We start from the raw sequence: 18,554 nt of genomic DNA, 5'->3' as shown, positions 1-18,554 counted from the left end.
CGTCGCCGTTCGGGGAGGTAGACATGCTCGGGCGCAAGAACCGCCGGATCGCTGAGCTGGAGCGGACAGTGGAAGGCCTGCAAGAGCATCTCGCTCGAATCGGTGACGCCCGAACAGCGCAAACCAGCGCGCTGGAGGAGGTCGACCGCGCCGGTGCCGAGCTCGTGGCGTTGCGGCACCGGGTCAAGAACGCGCGCGCCGAGCTCCAGCCGTTGAAGGAGGAGCTCACCTTCCAGCGCGCCGGCGTGTTCCGCACCGGCACCGCCGCCGCGGACCACCAGGCCCAGCTGGACCTGATCCACGACGAGATGAAGACGCTGATCAAGACCGGCGCCGCGATCGAGGGCGGCACGCAGGTCACTTTCAACGGGTCGGACGCCACGGGGCGCAGGCTCGTCGAGGACTGGTCGGCGCTGATGCTCCGCTCGTACAACTGCGAGGCCGAGAACTGCCTGCGCATGCTGCGAGCCGGAGGTCTGGACGCCGCCCGCAGGCGGCTCGATCGCGCGGCGTCGGCGATCGAGCGGCTCAGCGGAACGTTCGCCCTCCGGCTCGCGCCGCGCTACCAGGCCCTGCGCACCTACGAGCTGGAGCTCACCGCCGACCACCTGCAGCGCAAGGCCGAGAGCCGCCGGACTCGGCGGATTGCCTCCTGACGCAACGGGTACCTCACCTGAGTGGCTGAGGTCTCCCTGGACGTAGAAGCTCCGATCGACGCCGTGTGGGCGGTTCTCGCCGACGGCTGGTCCTACGCGGGCTGGGTGGTGGGCGCGTCGCACATCCGCGACGTCGACACCGGGTGGCCCAAGCCCGGCACGCGCATCCACCACAGCGTGGGGCCGTGGCCGCTGACCGTCGAGGACGTCACCGAGGTCGTCCGCTGTGAGCCGTCCCGGCTGCTGGAGCTCGACGCCCGGCTGTGGCCCGCGGGCGCCGCGCGGATCTTGTTCACGTTGCGAGCGCGGTCGGGAGCGCTCACCGAGGTGCGGATGAGCGAGCACGTGGCCCGCGGGCCGTCGAAGTTCCTGCCGACGTTCGTGCAGGACATGCTGCTGATTCCACGCAACAGGGAAACCCTGCGGCGCCTCGACGCGCTCGCTCGCGGGCGAGCGTGAAAAACCCTTTCACTAGGTAACTAGTGAAAGGGTGCTACGGTTGCTTCCATGGAATCTAGGGAGCACCCGCCCGTCGTGGCGGAGAACCTGGGGAAGAAGTACTCGCGGGGCTGGGCGTTGCGGGACTGCACGCTGCAGATCCCCGCGGGGCGCGTGGTGGCCCTCGTCGGGCCGAACGGCGCCGGCAAGAGCACGCTGATGGGCATGATCACCGGACTGCTCCGCCCGACCGCGGGCCGGATCACGGTGTTCGGCGACGCGCCCAACGGCCGCGGGATGCACCCCGCGGTGGCGTTCCTGACGCAGGCCAAGCCGCTGTACCCGCAGTTCACCGTCACCGAGACGCTGCGGTACGGCCGCACCGCCAACCCCGGCTGGGACCAGGCGTACGCCGAGCAGCTGGTGGAGAGGGCGCAGGTGCCGTTCGCGGCGAAGGTCGGGACGCTGTCGGGCGGTCAGCGCACGCGCGTCGCGCTGGCGCTGGCACTGGGCAAGCGGCCGCGGCTGCTGATGCTGGACGAGCCGCTCGCCGACCTCGACCCCCTGGCGCGTGAGACCGTGCTGCAGACGCTCCTGCACGAGTGCCGAGTCCAGGGCATCACCGTGCTGCTGTCGTCGCACGTGCTGGCCGAGCTGGAGGGTGTGTGCGACCACCTGGTGCTGCTGGCCTCGGGCCAGGTGCGGCTCGCGGGTGACGTCGGCCGGCTGCTGCACCAGCACGGTGCTCCCGGTATGCGGCTCAGCCAGCTCGTGCTCGCCCACATGCGGTCGGAAGGGGTGGCGGCATGACGTGGATCGTGTGGCGTCAGCAGCGCCCGGTGTTCATCACGCTCGCGGGCGGGCTGGTCGTGGCGGCGGCGGCCATCCTGTTGCTGCGAGCGGGAATGCTCGCCGACCTCAAGGCCGGCAACCTCGTTGACTGCGTGGAGCAGAAACTGGCGGTCTGCCGCGGCAAGGAGGCCCGTGAGTTCCAGAAGAGCTGGTACGACCTGATCCACATCGCGCAGATCGCGGTGGTCGTGGTGCCCGCTCTGGTCGGTGTCTTCATCGGCGCGCCGTTGTTCGCGCGTGAGTTCGAACAGGGCACGCACGTGCTGGCGTTCACCCAGTCCGTCAGCCGGACGCGCTGGATGGCGACCAAGTTCGTCGTCGCCGGGTTGCCCGCGCTGCTCTTCGTGGCGGCGCTGCAGCTCCTCGTGCGCAGCTGGGTGAACGCGGCGGGCAAGCTCGGCCCGTTGGTGGGAGGACCGTTCTACTTCACCACCTTCGACGCTCAAGGTGTGTCGCCGGTCGTGTACACGCTCTTCGCGTACACGCTGGGCGTGTTCGTTGGCGCGTTGTCGAGGCGGACGCTGGTGGCGATCACGTTGACGCTCGGTGTCTTCGTCGCGTCGCGGATCGCGGTCGCGGTGCGGCGGGACGAGTTCGGCGAGCCGGTCCGGGAGTTGTCGCCCGACCTGACGGATCCCTACGCCGGCGTCGGGGATGGCCAGGTGATGGACACGGGCTTCCTGGACGCCAAGGGAGCCGTGGTGGCCGATCCGGGGTCGGCACAGGCGCCGTGCGTCCCCAGCACGCGGGTGGAGGTCTCGGTCGAGGACCGGACCGCCTGCTGGCAGCAGCACGGCCTGGCGCAGCGGTACCGGGACGTCCTCCAGGTGGACCAGGCGACCACGATCCACCTCCTGGAAGCGGCGATCTTCGCCGGGCTCGCGGCGGTGTTCGTGCTCGGTCTGGTGTGGGCGGTGCGCAGGCAGTCGTGACAGGGGCGGTCGGGGACGGGGTGGGCACCTATGCTGAGCGGCGTGATCGAGTTTCGCATCGATCGGCACTCCGGGGTGTCCACCTACCTCCAGATCGTCGCGCAGGTGAAGCAGGCGATGCGGATGGGACTGCTGGGCCCCGGCGACAAGCTGCCGACGGCACGGGAAGTGGTGGAGGCCACCAGGGTCAACCCCAACACCGTGCTGAAGGCGTACCGCGAGCTCGAACACGAAGGTCTCGTCGAAGGCCGCAGGGGCATGGGTACGTTCATCACGGCTTCGCTCGCCACGGACGCCACGCGCGCCGACGCGCCGTTGCGGCAGGACCTGGACCGGTGGATGGGCCGCGCGGTCGACGAGGGGCTGTCGGTGGACGAGGTCGACGCGCTCTACACGGACGTGCGCGGGGCGCACTACTGATGTCCCCATTCATGTCCATTGTGGAGGCTTGATGAACGCCAGTCCGGTGCACGCTTCGAGCGTGGCCAAGCACTTCGGCCGCGTGCGCGCGCTCGACGACTGCAGCTTCGCCTTGCCAGAGGGCAGCGTCACGGCGCTTGTGGGGCCGAACGGGGCGGGCAAATCCACGTTGTTGTCGTTGATCGCTGGGCTTGCACGGCCCACGAGTGGCTCGGTGAGCGTGCGAGGCACTCCCGTGCGCGGGCGGATGCATCCCGACGTGGCGCTGCTGACCCAGAAACGCCCGTTGTACGAGCAGTTCACCGTGCGCGAGGTGATGCGGGCGGGTGCGGCGTTGAACGACCGCTGGTCCGCCGCGCGCGCCTCCGAGGTGCTCGACCTGCTGGCGGGTGTGGACAGGGACGCGAAGGTGCGCACGTTGTCCGCCGGCGCGCGCACGCAGGTCGCGATCGCGTTGGCACTCGGCCGGTTGCCGAAGCTGTTGCTGCTCGACGAGCCGTTGTCCGACCTCGATCCGTTGGCGCGCGACGAGACGTTGCGGATCGTCATGACGGACGTCGCGGAGAGGGGGACGACGGTGCTGTTGTCGTCCCATCTGCTGACCGACCTCGGGGACGTGTGCGACCACCTGCTGCTGCTCGACGAGGGACGCGTGCAGGTGGTGGGCGACATCGACGGGATCCTGGTCGATCACCGGGTCGTCGTCGGGCCCGCCGAGGTCGAGCTGGAGACAGACGGCGTGGTGGTCGACTCCTCACACACGCCGCGGCAGACGACGGCGTTGGTGCGTGGAGGATCCGCGCCTTCCGGCTGGGACAGCACGCATCCTGATCTGGAGACGCTGGTGATGGCCTATCTGCGGGCCTCGCGGACCCGCAAGCTCGCCCGTCAGTAGACGGCCTTGTGCAGGCCACGCATCAGCAGCCGGTAGACCTCGCCCCCCGCACCCCACCGCGCCAGCGCGGCCCTTGCCGCGTTCGCGCCCGCCGCGCCGTGCACGCCGCCACCAGGCCACGCCGACGAGCCCGCCAGGTAGAGGCGGTCGAACGGGGTGTCCGCGCGGCCGAGCCCCGGCACCGGACGGAAGATCAGCTGCTGGTGGATCGCCGACGTGCCGCCGTTGACCGTGCCGATCTGCTCGGGGCCCAGCACGGAGCGCTTGACGATGCGGGAGCGGAAGCCGGGCGCACGTTCCTCGATGACCTGCTCCATGCGGTCGGCGCGGCGCTTCAGGCGGTCGTCGGTCCACTTGCCGCCGAGCGGGACGTGTGTGTATGCCCAGGCGGCTTCGGTGCCGGCGGGGGAGCGTGACGGGTCGGTCGTCGTCATCTGACCCATGACCATGAACGGTGTCCGCGGGACCTTGCCGCACGCCAGCTCGTGGGCCGTGGTGGCCAGTCCGTTGACGTCGCCGCCGAGGTGCACGGTGCCCGCCTGCGCGGCGTCCGGGTTCGTCCACGGGATCGGGCCCGACAACGCCCAGTCGACCTTGATCGTGTCGGCGTCCCACTGGAACTTCCTCAGGTCCTCGGCGAGCTTCGCGGGCAGCGCGTCGACGCCGATCAGGTCCTGGTAGAGCGACGGTGCGGGAATGTCGGCCAGGACGGCACGGCGTGCGCGCACAACAGTTCCGTCGGCCAGACGTACGCCAACGGCTACACCGCGCGCGTGCAGCACACCGGTCACCTTCGCGTTCGTCTCGATGCGACCGCCGAAACGGCGTACCAACGACGCCGTCAGCTCACCCGCGCCGCCGCGTGGCACGGGGTTGCCGACGTCCTGGGCGAGCATGGCCAGCAGCCAGCCGAAGCCCGCACCGCCCGCCTGGTCCGGGCCGAGGTCCGTGTGCATCGTGTTGCCCGCCAGCAGCACGCGCGCGCCATCACCCTCGAAGAGTTCCTCGCCGAGGCGGCGCACGGGCAACGTCAGCATGCGCGCGAGGCGCAGCGCGTCTCCCACACCAGCGGCCTTCAAGAGAGACAGGCCGCCACGCACCGGTGGGAACGGACGCAGCAGCGAGTCCAGCACGGCGTCACGCACGGACATCCAGCGTGTGTACTCGGCGTGCCAGCGGTCGGCGTCCGCGTCGGCGAAGGCACCGACGGACTTCGCCGTTGCCTCCACCTCACGAGAGAGGAGCGCCACGCGGTCGTCGGGCAGCACGTGGGCGAGCACGGCCGGTGCGTGCTGCCACTGCACGTCGAGGTTCAACGCACCGATGACGGGCGAACCGAGGCCGAGGGGGTAGAACGCGCTGTAGACGTCGTTCGTGAAGCCCGGCGCGGTGATCTCGGCCGACGCAACGGCGCCACCGGGCTTGGCGCGCTGCTCCAGGACGAGGACGTCCCAGCCCGCGTCCGCCAGCAGTGCCGCCGCGACCAGGCCGTTCGGGCCGGCGCCGACGACGACCGCGTCCACCTCGTTCACGAACGCCTCCCCATTGCCATGACGACTTCGCTCAGCACATCACGCGCGTCGTGTTCCGGCCACCATTTCAGATCTTCGTGCGCTCGGGTGGTCCGCACGAGCGGTGCCTGATCGGCCATCCGGACCCACTCGGGCGTCAGCGGCTGCAGCCCGAGCTTCGCCGTTGCGCCCGCCAGCTTCTCCACCAGCGGGAACGGCACCGAGAGGCGACCGGCGCCGACACGTTCGGCGATCATCGGTGCCGTCAGCACCGGTTCGGCGGCGAGGTTGAAAGCCCCCAACGCTTTGAGGCGCACTATCTCGACGATCGCGCGCGCCACGTCGTCGGAGTGCACGAGCTGCAGACGCAGGCCGTTCCACAACGGAATCGGCAGCAACGGCAACAGCTTGGGGGAGAGCCAGCGGCTGAGCAACCAACGTCGAAGCTGCTCAGCCGCTGAAGCCTGCCCGATGCCGCACGGTCTGATGACCGTGCACGGCAACGGATATCGCCTGATCATCTCCTCCAGCCGCACCTTGTGCGCGCTGTACGTGCTGCCGGGGATGCCTGTCACGGGCCATGACTCGTCCACGCGGCTGTAGCGCGCCGCCGGTGCGTAGGCGGCGACCGACGACGCGCAGATCAGATGTTCCACCTCTTCTTTGATGCAGGCAACGAGCACGTGCTCGCTGCCGTCGATGTTGGTCTCACGATCCGTCGGTTTGATCGCCCACGCCAGATGCACCACGACGTCGGCACCGCGGATGGCGTCGCGCAACGACGACAACGTGCGCACATCGACACCGACGTCTTCGAAGTCGAGGTGACGCCGTAGCGCGGTGCCCACGTTGCCGCTGCCGCCGGTGACGACGACCCTCATCCGAGAATCTTGCGGATCGCGTCCCGCGCCCTGTCCACCACGGCCACGATCGGGCCGAGCGCGAGGTTCGCGACAGGTCCCTCGACGCCGGGGTGCGGGCGGGTCGGTGCGATGGCCTCGGCGGCTTCGACGGCCTTCGCCATCCGTTCGAGACGTTCCTGGTCGTGGACCTTGCGCAGCAGCGGGAACTCCGCCTGTTCCTCGTGGTCCGCATGGGCGAGCACGTCGTCGCGGAGCTGCACGAGCAGCGTGTCGAAGCCCTCGGCGTCGGGGCCCATGTCGTTCATCGTGCTGAGGAGTTCCTTGGCGCGTCGTTCCTCAGCGATCCGTGCGTCCACGATGGGCTCACCGCCGTTCACGCGCGCGATGGCCGGGTGGACGATCTCCTCCTCCGCGGTCTCGTGGACCGAAAGCAGTCGCACGAGCCGATGCCACGCGTCTGTGCGTTCGTCTCCGCTCGCGGCCTCGACTTCGGCGAACAGCGTCCGGATGTTCTCGTGCTGGCGGTGCAGCAGCGTGATCACGTCATCAGCCATGCCGTTCGGATACCCGAAATGTGATCGACAACGCCGTATCTCGGTTCGTTCGGCGCCGAAGAACTAGCACAGCGGGTAGTCGAGCGGTAGTCACATGAACCTAACAATCCTGTGTCACGTACCACATAGAGAGGCAATATGTGACCGATCAACGAATACTGAGCTACCGCTTAGTATGTTGCGATCTTTCGAACAAGGACTCTGCATGCCCTTCCGCCGCCGCGTTCTGCCCACCGCCTTGGCGCTCACCGTCCTCGTGGCCGGTTGTGGCGCGAGGGAACCTGCGAAGGTTCAGGTCAAGAGCGGGCCGGGCGTCACGGACAACACGATCTCGCTCGGCGTCCTGACGGACATGACGGGGCCGTACAAGGCCTCGGCGATGACCCGTATGAAGGGCTACGAGCTCTACCTGAAGCAGATCAACGACCGCGGGGGCATCTGCGGTCGCAAGGTCGAGATCAAGCTGAAGGACCACGCGTACGACGTGCAGAAGGCCCTCGACGCGTACTTCGACCTGGAACCGCAGGTTCTCGGCCTGATGGAGCTCGCGGGCACGCCGATGACCGCGGCCATCGAGCCCGACATCATGCAGACCCGCACGTTGACCGCCCCTGTGGCGTGGTCGGCGTCGCTGCTCGGCAACCCGCACATGATGATCGTCGGCACCACCTACGACCTCGACGTCATCAACGGCCTGGATCACTACAAGCGCCGCGGTGTCATCAAGGACGGCGACACCATCGGCCACGTCTACGTCCAGGGCAGCTACGGCGACAACGCGGTCGAGGGCAGCCGGTTCGTCGGCCAGCAGTGGAACATGAAGATCGCTGAACAGCCGATCAACGAGACCGCGGCCGACCTGACCCAGCAGATCGGCGCGTTGAAGGCAGCCGGCGCGAAAGCCGTCATGCTGAGCACCAACCCGGCCCAGACCGCCGCCGCCGTGGGTGTCGCCGCGGCGATGAAGTGGGACGTGCCGTTCATGGTCAACGTGGTCGGCTACGACAGCGCGATCCTGGACTCGCCGGTCGGGCCCGCCGTGCAGAAGCAGCTGTCCGTGGTGACGTCGGTGGCGCCGTTCAGCGGCAGCCAGCCCGGTCCGCGCGAGGTGGCGGCGGCGTTCACCAGGAACTACCCCAACGAGAAGCCCGCGCTCTACGTCGACCACGGCTACACCGTCGCGAAGGTGTTCCTGTCGGTCATCGAGAAGGCCTGCAAGAACGGCGACCTCACGCGTGACGGCGTGCTGAAGGCGTTCCACGACACCAAGGGCCTGGACACCCAGGGCCTGACCGCCCCGCTGCACTACTCCCTGGTGGGGCGGCCGTCGGCCACGCAGTCGTACATCACCAAGGTCGACAAGGCGGCGCCCGGCGGTCTGACGACCGTGGAGGAGCTGTTCGAGTCGGAGCTGGTAAAGCTCAAGGGCACCCGCGCCAAGTAAGGCAACGACGAAGGGGGCCCCTCCCACCGGAGGGGCCCTTCGTCGTTTGAGCTACTTGCCGAAGCCGGCTCGGCGCAGTGCGTCGGCCATCGAGCCGCTCGCGGGCGGCGGCGAGGTGCGCTGCTGGCCGCCGCGCTGCTGGCCGCCACCGCGCTGCGGACGACGGTCGCGGCCGCCGCCACCGCCGCCCTGCTGCTTCGGCGCGGGCTTGCCCGGCTCGTCGGTCAGGCGCAGCGTCAGGCCGATGCGCTTGCGGGCCTCGTCGACCTCCAGCACCTTCACCCGCACCACGTCACCGGACTTCACGACGTCGCGCGGGTCCTTCACGTAGTTGTTGGACAGGGCCGAGATGTGCACGAGGCCGTCCTGGTGCACGCCGATGTCGACGAACGCGCCGAACGCGGCCACGTTCGTCACGACGCCCTCCAGCACCATGCCGGGCTTGAGGTCGGCGATCTTCTCGACGCCGTCGGCGAAGGTCGCGGTCTTGAACGCCGGGCGCGGGTCGCGGCCGGGCTTCTCGAGTTCGCGAAGGATGTCCGTGACGGTCGGCAGACCGAACTGGTCGTCCACGAACTTCTCGGGACGCAGCTTCGTCAGCACCGCGGTGTTGCCGATCAGCTCGGCACCCGCCTCCTCCTGCATCTTCCGCACGACCGGGTAGGCCTCCGGGTGCACCGAGGAGGCGTCCAGCGGCTCGTCGCCGCCGCGGATGCGCAGGAAGCCCGCGCACTGCTCGAACGCCTTCGGGCCGAGCCGGGCGACGTTCTTCAGCGCCGCACGGGTCCTGAACGGCCCGTTCTGGTCGCGGTGCAGCACGATGTTCTCCGCGAGGCCGGCGGTGATGCCGGAGACGCGGGTCAGCAGCGGCACCGAAGCCGTGTTCAGGTCGACGCCGACGGCGTTCACGCAGTCCTCGACCACCGCGTCGAGCGACCGCGACAGCTTCGACTCGGACAGGTCGTGCTGGTACTGGCCGACGCCGATGGACTTCGGGTCGATCTTCACCAGCTCGGCCAGCGGGTCCTGCAGGCGGCGGGCGATCGACACCGCGCCGCGGATCGACACGTCGAGGCCCGGCAGTTCCGAGGACGCGTAGGCCGACGCGGAGTAGACCGAAGCGCCCGCCTCGGACACGACGACCTTGGTGAGCTTCAGCTCCGGGTGACGCTTGATCAGGTCGGCGGCCAGCTTGTCGGTCTCGCGCGAGGCGGTGCCGTTGCCGATCGCGATCAGGTCGACGTTGTGCGCCTTGGCCAGCGCCGCGAGCTTGGCGATCGACTCGTCCCAGCGGTTCGCGGGCACGTGTGGCTGGATCACGCCGTGCGCGACGACCTTGCCGGTGGCGTCGACGACCGCCACCTTCACGCCGGTCCGGTAGCCGGGGTCGAGACCCATCGTGGCGCGCGTGCCGGCCGGGGCGGCCAGCAGCAGGTCGCGCAGGTTCGACGCGAACACCTTCACGGCCTCGTCCTCGGCGAACTGGCGCAGGCGACCGCGCAGGTCGATGCCCAGGTGCACGAGGATGCGGGTCCGCCACGCCCAGCGCACGGTGTCGGTGAGCCACTTGTCGGCGGGACGGCCGCGGTCGTCGATGCCGAACCGGGCCGCGATGCGCACCTCGAACGACGAGGGCCCGCCCTCCTCGTTCGGCTCCTCCGGCTCCAGGACGAGGTCGAGGACCTCCTCCTTCTCGCCGCGGAACAGCGCCAGGATGCGGTGCGACGGGAGCTTGGTGAAGGGCTCGTCGAACTCGAAGTAGTCGGCGAACTTCGCGCCCTCGGTCTCCTTGCCCTCGCGGACCTTGGAGACGACGCGGCCGCGCGTCCACATCTGCTCGCGCAGCTCGCCGATCAGGTCGCCGTCCTCGCCGAACCGCTCGACCAGGATGGCCCGCGCCCCCTGCAGGGCGGCCGCGGCGTCCGCGACCTCCTTGCTCGGGTCGACGAACTTCGCGGCCTCTTCCTGCGGGTTCAGGTTCGGGTCGCCCAGCAGCGCGTCGGCCAGCGGTTCGAGACCGGCTTCCTTCGCGATCTGGGCCTTCGTGCGGCGCTTCGGCTTGTACGGGAGGTAGAGGTCCTCGAGCCGCGCCTTGGAGTCGGCGGCGAGGATCTGCCCTTCGAGCGCCTCGTCGAGCTTGCCCTGCTCGCGGATCGACGTGAGAACCGCCGCGCGGCGCTCCTCCAGCTCGCGCAGGTAGCCGAGCCGCTCCTCGAGCGTGCGCAGCTGCGCGTCGTCGAGACCGCCGGTCGCCTCCTTGCGGTAACGGGCGACGAACGGGACGGTCGCGCCACCGTCGAGCAGCTCGACAGCAGAGCGGACCTGGCCCGTGGCCACGCCGAGCTCGTCAGCGATCTTCTGGTGGATGAGCGTTGTCACAGCGCGCCATTCTGCCCGCTGTCCGATTCGACGTGGCACGGTGTCCAGGTGACCATCGCCGAGGTCGTTCCGTCGCTGCTGTCGGGCCTGGACGTTCCGGGTGCCGACAACACCCTCGACCTGCCTTCCGCCCGGCGTGTCGTGCTGCTGCTCGTCGACGGCCTCGGCCACGAGCTGCTGCGTGAACACGCCGATCACGCCCCGTTCCTCTCGAGCCTGCCCGGCCGCGAGATCTCCGCGGGCTTCCCCTCGACCACCGCCAGCAGCCTCGCCTCGATCGGCACCGGCCTGCTCTCGGGCGAGCACGGCATCGTCGGCTACTCGTTCTCGGTCGGCGACGAGGTGCTCAACGCGCTGACCTGGTCCCGCGCCGGCGACCACCACCACGACCTGCGCAAGGTCCTCGTGCCCGAGGTCGTCCAGCCGCACCCGACCCTGTTCGAACGCGCGGCGGCGGCCGGGGTGGCCGTGAGCGCGGTCGCCCCGTTCGTGCAACGGGCCAGCGGCCTCACCCGTGCGGTGCTGCGCGGTTCGTGGTTCCGCGGCGTGGCGGGCTTCGGCGACCTCGCGCTGGGCGCTTTGTCCGCGGTCGCGCAGGACCGCTCGTTCTGCTACGCCTACCACGCCGACCTCGACATGATCGGCCACTTCTACGGCGAGGGTTCCGCGGAGTGGTTGCTGCAGCTGGAGTTCGTGGACGCGCTGGCCGAACGCATCGCGACGCGGCTGCCGTCGGACTCGATGCTCGTCGTGACCGCCGACCACGGCATGGTCACCGCGTCCGACAAGATCGACTTCGACACGGAACCGTTGCTGTGGCAGGGAGTCCGCGTGATCACCGGCGATCCTCGCGTGCGCTACCTGCACACCGAGTCCGATGAGGTCCTCGACGTGTGGCGGGAGTTTCTGGGCTCACGGGCAGATGTGCTGTCGCGAGAGGACGCCGTGGAGGCGGGCTGGTTCGGCCCGGTCAGCCCACTGGCTCTCGAGCGCATCGGCGAGGTCGTCGTGGCGATGAAGGCCTCGGCGGTCGTCGTCCGCAGCCAGGCCGAACCCATGCTGAGCGTCATGAAGGGCTTTCACGGCTCGCGGACACCACGGGAACTGGCGATTCCGGTGCTCTTCCACACCGCGTCCTAGGATTCCCGGACGTGACGATCTCATTGCCCGGACCGGTCGCCTTCGTGCTCGGCGGCGGAGGCAGCCTCGGCGCCTCGCAGGTGGGCATGCTGCGCGCGTTGCAGGAACACGGCGTGCGCCCGGACCTCGTCGTCGGCACCTCGGTCGGCTCGGTCAACGGCTCGCTGCTGGCGCTCGACCCGGAGAAGGCGGCGCCGCGGCTGGCCGCGCTGTGGGAGGGCATGACCCGGCAGCGGGTGTTCCCCGGCGGCCCCATCGCGCAGCTGCGATCGTTGCGCACCAACAAGACCTACCTGTTCCCCAACACTGGTCTCGCCTCCGTGCTGGCCGAGGGACTGGACGGGTGCAGCGCGTTCGAGGAGCTGACGCTGCCGTTCGGCGCGGTGTCGGTGGACTGCGTGACCGGCGAGGCCGTCAACATCACGTCCGGTCCGCTGGTGCCGGCGATCCTGGCCAGCGCGGCGATCCCCGGCGTGTATCCGCCGGTGCGCATCGGTGAGCGGGTGCTCTACGACGGCGGGGTGCTGGCCAACGTGCCGATCCGGCAGGCGCTCGCGATGGGTGCTCAGTCGTTGGTCGTGCTGGACTGTGCGTTTCCCGGGCACCTGCCGACGGTGCCGGAGACCCTCGCCGAGACGCTGTTGTTCTGGGCGACCCTGGGCATGCGCAACCAGGCCGTGCTGGAGGTCGAGCTGGCGTCGCAGCACGCGCCGGTGCTGTACTTGCCTGGGGCGCCCGTGCAGGCCGTGACGCCGTTGGACTTCTCGCACACCGCTGAGCTGGTGGAGGCGTCGTACGAGGCTTCGGCGGCGTTCCTGACCTCGCTGGAGATCACCGGAACCGGGCTGTACGGCCACCCGTCGCACGGTTGATTCAGCAGCTGCGCGTGTTGGGCCTTATTTCGCGGTGGACCCGAGCACAACCGTCGACGTGGCGAGCAGTGCTGCGCCAACGAGGCCGATCGCTATGCGAACGGCAAGCGGTGATGAGGCCCCCAGAATGGCCGGCAGTGCGACCAGAAGCGCGCCGAGCGCGGTCGTCGCAACTCTCAACGTCAAGCGTGAGGCGGATCGTTTGACCACCACGGGAAACCTGGCGTGGGCTGGAACGAAGTCGCTGATTCCCTGCTCGCCAGTCAGCGAAACCGTGACGCGGGACAGGGTGTTGAAGTCCAAACTTCCCGGGTGTAACCAGAACTCGACCGAGTCATATCGCAGGGCGACTTCGTAGGAATCGTCCGAGGACACTCGCAGAAAAGTTCCGTCCGTCGTACACGAGAGCACATGTTTGCGTTCGGGTGCATACAGGCCGGAGTAGAAGCTCACTTGAATGCGAACCGACTCGCGATCCACGACTTCGAGGCGTCCGTCGCTGTTGAAGGTCAACGGACTTCCGGTCTGCGTCGTTGGGGGATCGATCCTGAGGAAGTACGAGTTCGAGAAGGTCGAGTGCAGTACGAGTCGCCGGGCCGAACTGAGCCAGTCGCCGGCCGGGTCGACCGACTCGCGCATGTGCAGATCGGGAAAGCTGGTCACAGCGGGGTAGTACCGCTTGTTCGCGGCGGTGACCTGGTCGAGGATGACTCTGCTGCGACTGCGTATGTCCCCTTCGTTGCGAGGGAAGTCGCCCAGGTTCACGTAGCTTCCGACCTGAAGCCGGAAGATGAATATGTCCGCCACGCACACGGCGGACACCACCTTGGCGTACCTGACCGGAAGCAGGAACGGGTTGTCGGTGTCGGTTTCCGCCACGAAGGCTATGGTCACCGCGGAGGACACGACGGAACCGCTTGCCACGGTGCGCTGGAGGGTGGGAGACACGTAGTCGGTCTCGTACCGAAACTGGATCATCGCCCCTGAGGGAAGCGCCAAGGCAGTGAGGATGTCCTCGGAATACCGTCGGCGTACGTTCGACGACAGCAGCAGAATTCTGTCCTGGTCGGCTGACACGGCGCCCCCACTCGGCCGAACCTCGGTTCGGTGAAGGATTTCTAGTTTGTTGTGATCATCTCGGTATCGGAGTCGACGGCGTCGCTGAGCGCGAGAAACCGGTGCCAGACCCGATCGTCCGGCAGCTCGTCCAGCGTCAGCCGGGTCCGCGCGCGATAGTCCAGGCCCTGTCGGACGAGTTCGTCATGCCGTTGGTACAGGACTGGCGCATCCAGCGCTTCTGCCTGATCGCACGTTATGTCGATGACGCGACGCGACGGGTTGTCCTCGCTTCCGATCTCGATCCAGCAGTGGTGCAGGACGGGACGGTGGCGGGAGTCGGTGAACACCAGGTCGCCATAGCAGTACGTCGCATCGGCGTGGTGCTTCTTGCGCAGCTCGCGTACCAGCCACACCGAACTGACTCCGCATTGCCCGCGGGACCGAGGCCCGCGATCCGTCACCGACAGGTAACTGGGATGGATGGTCTGGTCGGACCAGGCGCGTTCGAGTCGGGTTCGATAGTGGAACAGTTGATCGAGGAAAGCTGAGTCGCAGCCAGGGAGCTTGCCGTCGACCTTGGTCTTGAACGCGTGATCGTCCATCGATATGGAGATCACGTTCACGCTCTCAATGACGTTCTTCTGCATGCTTCTGTCGATACCCCGGACTGTGAGGACATTGGGCGGTGTGCCAGTTGCGTGACGGCTTGTGGACCGCCGACCGCGACGAGTGACGAAGTTCCCGCGGTCTGTGTAGTGATAAGCCACCGGTGCCACGGCGAACGGGTAAAACCCGGAAGCCTGGAATGCGGCTCCAGTGAAGCCGAGCATGGGATTGAAAGCGGTGAGCAGCAGCCGGTACTCGCCATTCCGTCGTAAGGCTCGGATGGCGTGTTTCAGGGTCAGGCTGATCAGGTTGGCGGGGATGCCGGGCAGTCCGTACATCCTGGTGAGGACGAGACATTCCTCGATGGGGCAGTGCAGAGCCTCCGCGATCAGGCTGTCCGCGATGTACGGGCGGTCGCACGCGGAGAACGCCGCGTACGTGATGGGATACGTGCCTCCAGGGAGATAAATTCCGCACTGAAGGTGTGTGTCACTACGCACTGCCCGCAGGTAGTGCAGGCGTCGCTGGTAGAGGTGTCCAACGCTCGGTTTCACCGCTCCGAAGCGGAGCGGCAGTCGATCGCCGTCGAGTGACTCCAGTGCCAGGCTCTTCTTGGCCGTGTACTGTTTGATCAACAACGATGTGTTTGCGTAGAGCTCGGCGTCTTCGAGTCCTTGGCGGATTTCCGCGGACTGCGTCAACGCGATGGAGCGCACCAGTTCGTAGACTTCGCCGGCGTTGCGTGAACGCAGCTCGGCGTTCGGTATCGACGGAATGTGCAGTCGAACCTGAATCTCAAAGGTGCGCTCATCGACACCTGCCGTATGGGCATCGCGACGTATGTGCTCTTGTGAGGCGGTGATCACCTTCTCGATCAGGGAATCGCGAAGGGTGTGCACCAAACGGCGCCAGGACGTGCTTCGCGGCGCTTCCGGCACTGGTGTACCGGAGCCAACACATGCCAGCTCGGTGCGCATAGCGGCCTCCGGTGCATCGAGAGCCGTGGTGTCCTGATGCTTGGTCATTCTAGAAGCGGCCTGCGTCGGCCTTCCGAGTTTTGGGCGAAAGAACACACAATTTGGGTAATTGCCGTGTGGGGTGGACAGAGTAAAAGCGCCCTATCGCCGCAGCCTGCGGCAGTTGCCGCCGGGATGGCGGGGCTGCTCCGAGGCGCGCGGGGATGCTCGCCGGCTGCCTGCTGACCGGCCGCGGTCGGCTCTTCACGCGGGACCACCGGTAGACATCGGCTCATTTGGAGCCTTTATCGATTCGGAAGCCCATGTAACACGCTCATACCTCCGATGACCTCTTGAGTGCGGCCGTCGATTGGCGTAGACCTTTCCGCGGTAACACCGAGCACGTCTTCCTACCGCCGCAGGAGGCGTCCACCAGGAGGCTGGCTCGTGCGCAAAACGTTGCGTCGTCTCGGCGTGTTGATGACCGCCGCTCTACTCGTTGTCGGCGTGAGCTCTCCGGCGCGCGCCGAGGTGCTGCACCCGCGGCAGGACTGGCTGCGGGCGTCGACGTCAGGTCTGTTCCTGCACTGGGGAATGCGGACGAATCCCGGCTACACCAGTTGCGGCGCCTGGGAAGCCGCCGTCACCAACGGTGGCTGGACCGCCCAGTACTGGGTGGACGAGGCGAAGAAACTGCATGCGCAGTACATCGTGCTGGCGTCGTTCCACTCGCGGCTGGGCTACGCGCGCGCGTGGCCGTCGTCGATTCCCGGGAGCTGTTCGACGAAGCGCGACTTCCTCGGCGAGCTGATCGACGCGGCGTCGGCGCAGGGGCTGAAGGTCATCAACTACATGACCGACGACCCGCAGTGGCACAACGAGGGCGGGCACGAGTGGCTCGACTCGGCCGCCTACTCGAAGTACAAGGGCAAGACGGTCAACCTGCAGGAGCGGCCCGGGTTCGGGCAGTTCAGCTACGACAACTTCGTCGAGGTCATGCAGCGCTACCCGAAGCTCGCCGGGTTCTGGATCGACAACGACAACGCCTACTGGGAGCAGAACGGTCTGTACGAGCGGATCCGGCGTGATCGGCCGGACATGGTCCTCAGCAACAACAACGAGGACACGCCGATCATGGACACGATCAGCAACGAGCAGAAGACCGGCATGACGCCGAGCTACGACTACCCGCAGGCGGTCTACACGGCCGCGCCGCGGCTGATCGAGGCGTGTTTCAAGCTGCCGAGCGCCGGCGCGTGGTGGTACTCCGGCTCCAACTCCTCCGTCGACTACAAGCTGACGCTGGGCCGGCTGATCACCAACGCGGGCAGCGACGTCAAGGCGTTGATGGCCGAGACCGCGATGGTCAACGGCAAGTTCCCGTCGAACCAGGCCGCTTTCAACAACTTCACCGCCGGGTACCTGGGCGACATCTGGGAGTCGATCGGCGGCACGTACGGCGGCGGCTACCTGCACGGCGGGCTCAAGCCCGGCTTCTGGAACGACGGCGCGCACGGCGTCACGACGGTCTCCAAGGCCAACCCGAACCAGCACTACATCCACGTGGTCACGAAGCCGTCCGGCACGACGTTGCGATTGCGGGACAACGGTTACAAGGTCAGCCGGGTCACGAACCTGCGCACCGGCGCCGCGGTGTCGTGGTCGCAGTCCGGTGGCACGCTGACGCTGACCGGCATCTCGAACTGGGACCAGTACGACACCGTGTTCAAGGTCGAGACGGCCGGTCGCGAGGGGATCATCCCGGCTTCGTCGTACACGATGAGCGCGTCGGCGTCCGGCTCCGGCCATCCGGCCTCGCACGCGGCGGACGGCGACTACCAGACCTATTGGGACGCAACGGGTGCGGGCACGGTGTCGCTGCGCTTCGACCTGGGCTCGGCGAAGAAGGTCTCCTACGTGGCGTTGAACCAGCGCGAGGACTCGACGACGTACCCGGCGTCGAACTCGGCGCGCATCAAGAACTACAACGTCTACACGTCCAACGACGGTTCCAATTGGACGAACGTCAAGTCCGGGTCGCTGGCCAACCACCGCGGTGTGCAGTTCATCGACCTGCCCGCCGGGACGACGGCCCGGCACATCCGGGTGGAGAAGACGTCCACGCAGGGCAAGGCGCAGCTGCGGATCGACGAGGCGTGGCTCGGCTCGTCGTATCCGGGCGCGGGGTCGGAGCCGTCGTCGCGCTACGAGGCGGAGAACGGTGTTGTGTCGCAAGGTGTTGTGGAGTCGAACCACGCCGGGTTCTCCGGGTCCGGGTTCGTCAACTACGACAACGTCGCGGGCTCCGCGGTCGAGTTCAAGGTTTCCAGTGAGATCGCCGGACCGCGGCAGGTGACGTTGCGGTTCGCCAACGGCACCACGGAGAACCGGCCGCTGGACATCTCGGTCAACGGATCGATGGCCGTCGACGAGCAGGCGTTCGCGAGCACCGGGGCGTGGACGACGTGGCAGTCGATGACCCTGACGCTGGACCTGGCGGCGGGGGAGAACACGATCCGGGCGGTGGCGACCACTGCCAACGGCGGGCCGAACCTGGACTACCTGGAGATCCAGTAGCGTGTCGCAGCTATCTCTTGGGATGTGGCAGTGATGCCGGCAGGCAGCCGCGCTTCGATCATGAAGATCGCGCTCTCATGGCTGCCAACTGCACGGTTGGCAGCAGTTGAGGTGATCAGCAAACGTTTGCGTCGGCATTTCTCTACCGCCATCTCGGCAGCGACGTGTGTGAGAGCGCGACCATCCGGGGTTTCGGTGACGAGCACCAGACCGCCCAGCCCCCAGCCCGACTCAACGGAGCACAACCAAGCCGCGACGCTCTACTAGCTAGTGGTGCGACCCGGGACGTTGGCGAGGTAATTCGCGCTCAGCAGGGCACCTCGCGGCACCGCCCCCACGCCCTCGTACAACCAGTACGACGGCGTGGGGGCGGCACCACGATGCACCCGTCCGACCGCAA

General features: G+C 67.8%; 15 protein-coding genes and 1 pseudogene. 10 read left to right on the top strand and 6 right to left on the bottom strand.

Features of this window, described 5'->3' with window-relative positions; genetic code table 11:
- Positions 1-23: 23 nt before the first annotated feature.
- From JOD27_RS42235 to JOD27_RS42210, 6 genes and pseudogenes are all read left to right on the top strand, one after another.
- Positions 24-656, top strand: a complete 633-nt coding sequence (locus tag JOD27_RS42235; protein ID WP_204768017.1) for an SNIPE associated domain-containing protein — start codon at positions 24-26, stop codon at positions 654-656.
- A 21-nt stretch (positions 657-677) separates the two neighbouring features.
- The gene (locus tag JOD27_RS42230) at positions 678-1,115 is read left to right on the top strand and encodes an SRPBCC family protein (protein WP_204768016.1); all 438 of its coding nucleotides are present in this window, start codon (positions 678-680) and stop codon (positions 1,113-1,115) included.
- A gap of 48 nt (positions 1,116-1,163) precedes the next feature.
- Positions 1,164-1,670: pseudogene (locus JOD27_RS42225) on the top strand (ATP-binding cassette domain-containing protein); the annotation flags it as partial.
- Positions 1,671-1,900: 230 nt separating this feature from the next.
- Positions 1,901-2,878, top strand: a complete 978-nt coding sequence (locus tag JOD27_RS42220; RefSeq protein ID WP_204768014.1) for an ABC transporter permease — start codon at positions 1,901-1,903, stop codon at positions 2,876-2,878.
- A gap of 42 nt (positions 2,879-2,920) precedes the next feature.
- Positions 2,921-3,298 carry a GntR family transcriptional regulator gene (locus JOD27_RS42215; protein WP_204768013.1) on the top strand — a complete coding sequence of 126 codons (378 nt, stop codon included), beginning with the start codon at positions 2,921-2,923 and terminating at the stop codon, positions 3,296-3,298.
- 31 nt (positions 3,299-3,329) lie between these two features.
- A complete protein-coding gene (locus JOD27_RS42210; RefSeq protein WP_204768012.1) occupies positions 3,330-4,193 on the top strand; it encodes an ABC transporter ATP-binding protein in 864 nt (287 codons plus the stop codon).
- Here JOD27_RS42210 and JOD27_RS42205 read toward each other — a convergent pair.
- The 3 genes from JOD27_RS42205 to JOD27_RS42195 are packed head-to-tail and all read right to left on the bottom strand — an operon-like array spanning position 4,187 to position 7,121.
- Positions 4,187-5,725 carry a phytoene desaturase family protein gene (locus JOD27_RS42205; RefSeq protein WP_204768011.1) on the bottom strand — a complete coding sequence of 513 codons (1,539 nt, stop codon included), beginning with the start codon at positions 5,723-5,725 and terminating at the stop codon, positions 4,187-4,189. The genes JOD27_RS42210 and JOD27_RS42205 overlap by 7 nt on opposite strands.
- Positions 5,722-6,585, bottom strand: a complete 864-nt coding sequence (locus JOD27_RS42200; RefSeq protein ID WP_204768010.1) for an NAD-dependent epimerase/dehydratase family protein — start codon at positions 6,583-6,585, stop codon at positions 5,722-5,724. The genes JOD27_RS42205 and JOD27_RS42200 overlap by 4 nt, the downstream gene beginning before the upstream one ends.
- The gene (locus JOD27_RS42195) at positions 6,582-7,121 is read right to left on the bottom strand and encodes a hemerythrin domain-containing protein (protein WP_204768009.1); all 540 of its coding nucleotides are present in this window, start codon (positions 7,119-7,121) and stop codon (positions 6,582-6,584) included. The genes JOD27_RS42200 and JOD27_RS42195 overlap by 4 nt, the downstream gene beginning before the upstream one ends.
- A gap of 205 nt (positions 7,122-7,326) precedes the next feature.
- Between JOD27_RS42195 and JOD27_RS42190 the strand changes: the two genes are divergently transcribed.
- The gene (locus JOD27_RS42190) at positions 7,327-8,565 is read left to right on the top strand and encodes an ABC transporter substrate-binding protein (RefSeq protein ID WP_204768008.1); all 1,239 of its coding nucleotides are present in this window, start codon (positions 7,327-7,329) and stop codon (positions 8,563-8,565) included.
- Between the two features lie 51 nt (positions 8,566-8,616).
- Here JOD27_RS42190 and JOD27_RS42185 read toward each other — a convergent pair whose 3' ends face one another.
- Entirely contained in the window at positions 8,617-10,944 is a 2,328-nt protein-coding gene (locus tag JOD27_RS42185) for a Tex family protein (RefSeq protein WP_204768007.1), read from the bottom strand.
- A 48-nt stretch (positions 10,945-10,992) separates the two neighbouring features.
- Between JOD27_RS42185 and JOD27_RS42180 the strand changes: the two genes are divergently transcribed.
- Positions 10,993-12,084 carry an alkaline phosphatase family protein gene (locus JOD27_RS42180; RefSeq protein ID WP_307830635.1) on the top strand — a complete coding sequence of 364 codons (1,092 nt, stop codon included), beginning with the start codon at positions 10,993-10,995 and terminating at the stop codon, positions 12,082-12,084.
- Between the two features lie 11 nt (positions 12,085-12,095).
- On the top strand, positions 12,096-12,956 hold the full coding sequence (locus JOD27_RS42175; RefSeq protein WP_204768006.1) for a patatin-like phospholipase family protein: 861 nt from the start codon (positions 12,096-12,098) through the stop codon (positions 12,954-12,956).
- Between the two features lie 24 nt (positions 12,957-12,980).
- Here the strand turns inward: JOD27_RS42175 and JOD27_RS42170 are convergent, their stop codons facing one another.
- Both JOD27_RS42170 and JOD27_RS42165 read right to left on the bottom strand, forming a co-directional pair.
- Complete coding sequence (locus tag JOD27_RS42170; protein WP_204768005.1) at positions 12,981-14,033, bottom strand: hypothetical protein; 1,053 nt, start codon at positions 14,031-14,033, stop codon at positions 12,981-12,983.
- 41 nt (positions 14,034-14,074) lie between these two features.
- Positions 14,075-15,646: a Mom family adenine methylcarbamoylation protein gene (locus JOD27_RS42165; RefSeq protein WP_204768004.1), complete on the bottom strand. Its 1,572-nt coding sequence runs from the start codon at positions 15,644-15,646 to the stop codon at positions 14,075-14,077.
- Positions 15,647-16,057: 411 nt separating this feature from the next.
- Between JOD27_RS42165 and JOD27_RS42160 the strand changes: the two genes are divergently transcribed.
- The gene (locus JOD27_RS42160; protein WP_204768052.1) at positions 16,058-18,154 is read left to right on the top strand and encodes a discoidin domain-containing protein; all 2,097 of its coding nucleotides are present in this window, start codon (positions 16,058-16,060) and stop codon (positions 18,152-18,154) included.
- The last annotated feature ends 400 nt before the right edge of the window (positions 18,155-18,554 follow it).

The sequence above is a fragment of the Lentzea nigeriaca genome (assembly GCF_016907955.1).
Lineage (GTDB): Bacteria > Actinomycetota > Actinomycetes > Mycobacteriales > Pseudonocardiaceae > Lentzea > Lentzea nigeriaca.
This window is presented reverse-complemented; position numbering and strand designations above follow the sequence as displayed.

Bases quoted from the DNA above. Each gene is read 5' to 3' on its own strand.
- JOD27_RS42235 (WP_204768017.1), top strand. From the start codon at position 24: ATGCTCGGGCGCAAGAACCGCCGGATCGCTGAGCTGGAGCGGACAGTG.
- JOD27_RS42220 (WP_204768014.1), top strand. From the start codon at position 1,901: ATGACGTGGATCGTGTGGCGTCAGCAGCGCCCGGTGTTCATCACGCTC.
- JOD27_RS42210 (WP_204768012.1), top strand. From the start codon at position 3,330: ATGAACGCCAGTCCGGTGCACGCTTCGAGCGTGGCCAAGCACTTCGGC.
- JOD27_RS42200 (WP_204768010.1), bottom strand. From the start codon at position 6,585: ATGAGGGTCGTCGTCACCGGCGGCAGCGGCAACGTGGGCACCGCGCTA.
- JOD27_RS42195 (WP_204768009.1), bottom strand. From the start codon at position 7,121: ATGGCTGATGACGTGATCACGCTGCTGCACCGCCAGCACGAGAACATC.
- JOD27_RS42190 (WP_204768008.1), top strand. From the start codon at position 7,327: ATGCCCTTCCGCCGCCGCGTTCTGCCCACCGCCTTGGCGCTCACCGTC.
- JOD27_RS42165 (WP_204768004.1), bottom strand. From the start codon at position 15,646: ATGACCAAGCATCAGGACACCACGGCTCTCGATGCACCGGAGGCCGCT.
- JOD27_RS42160 (WP_204768052.1), top strand. From the start codon at position 16,058: ATGACCGCCGCTCTACTCGTTGTCGGCGTGAGCTCTCCGGCGCGCGCC.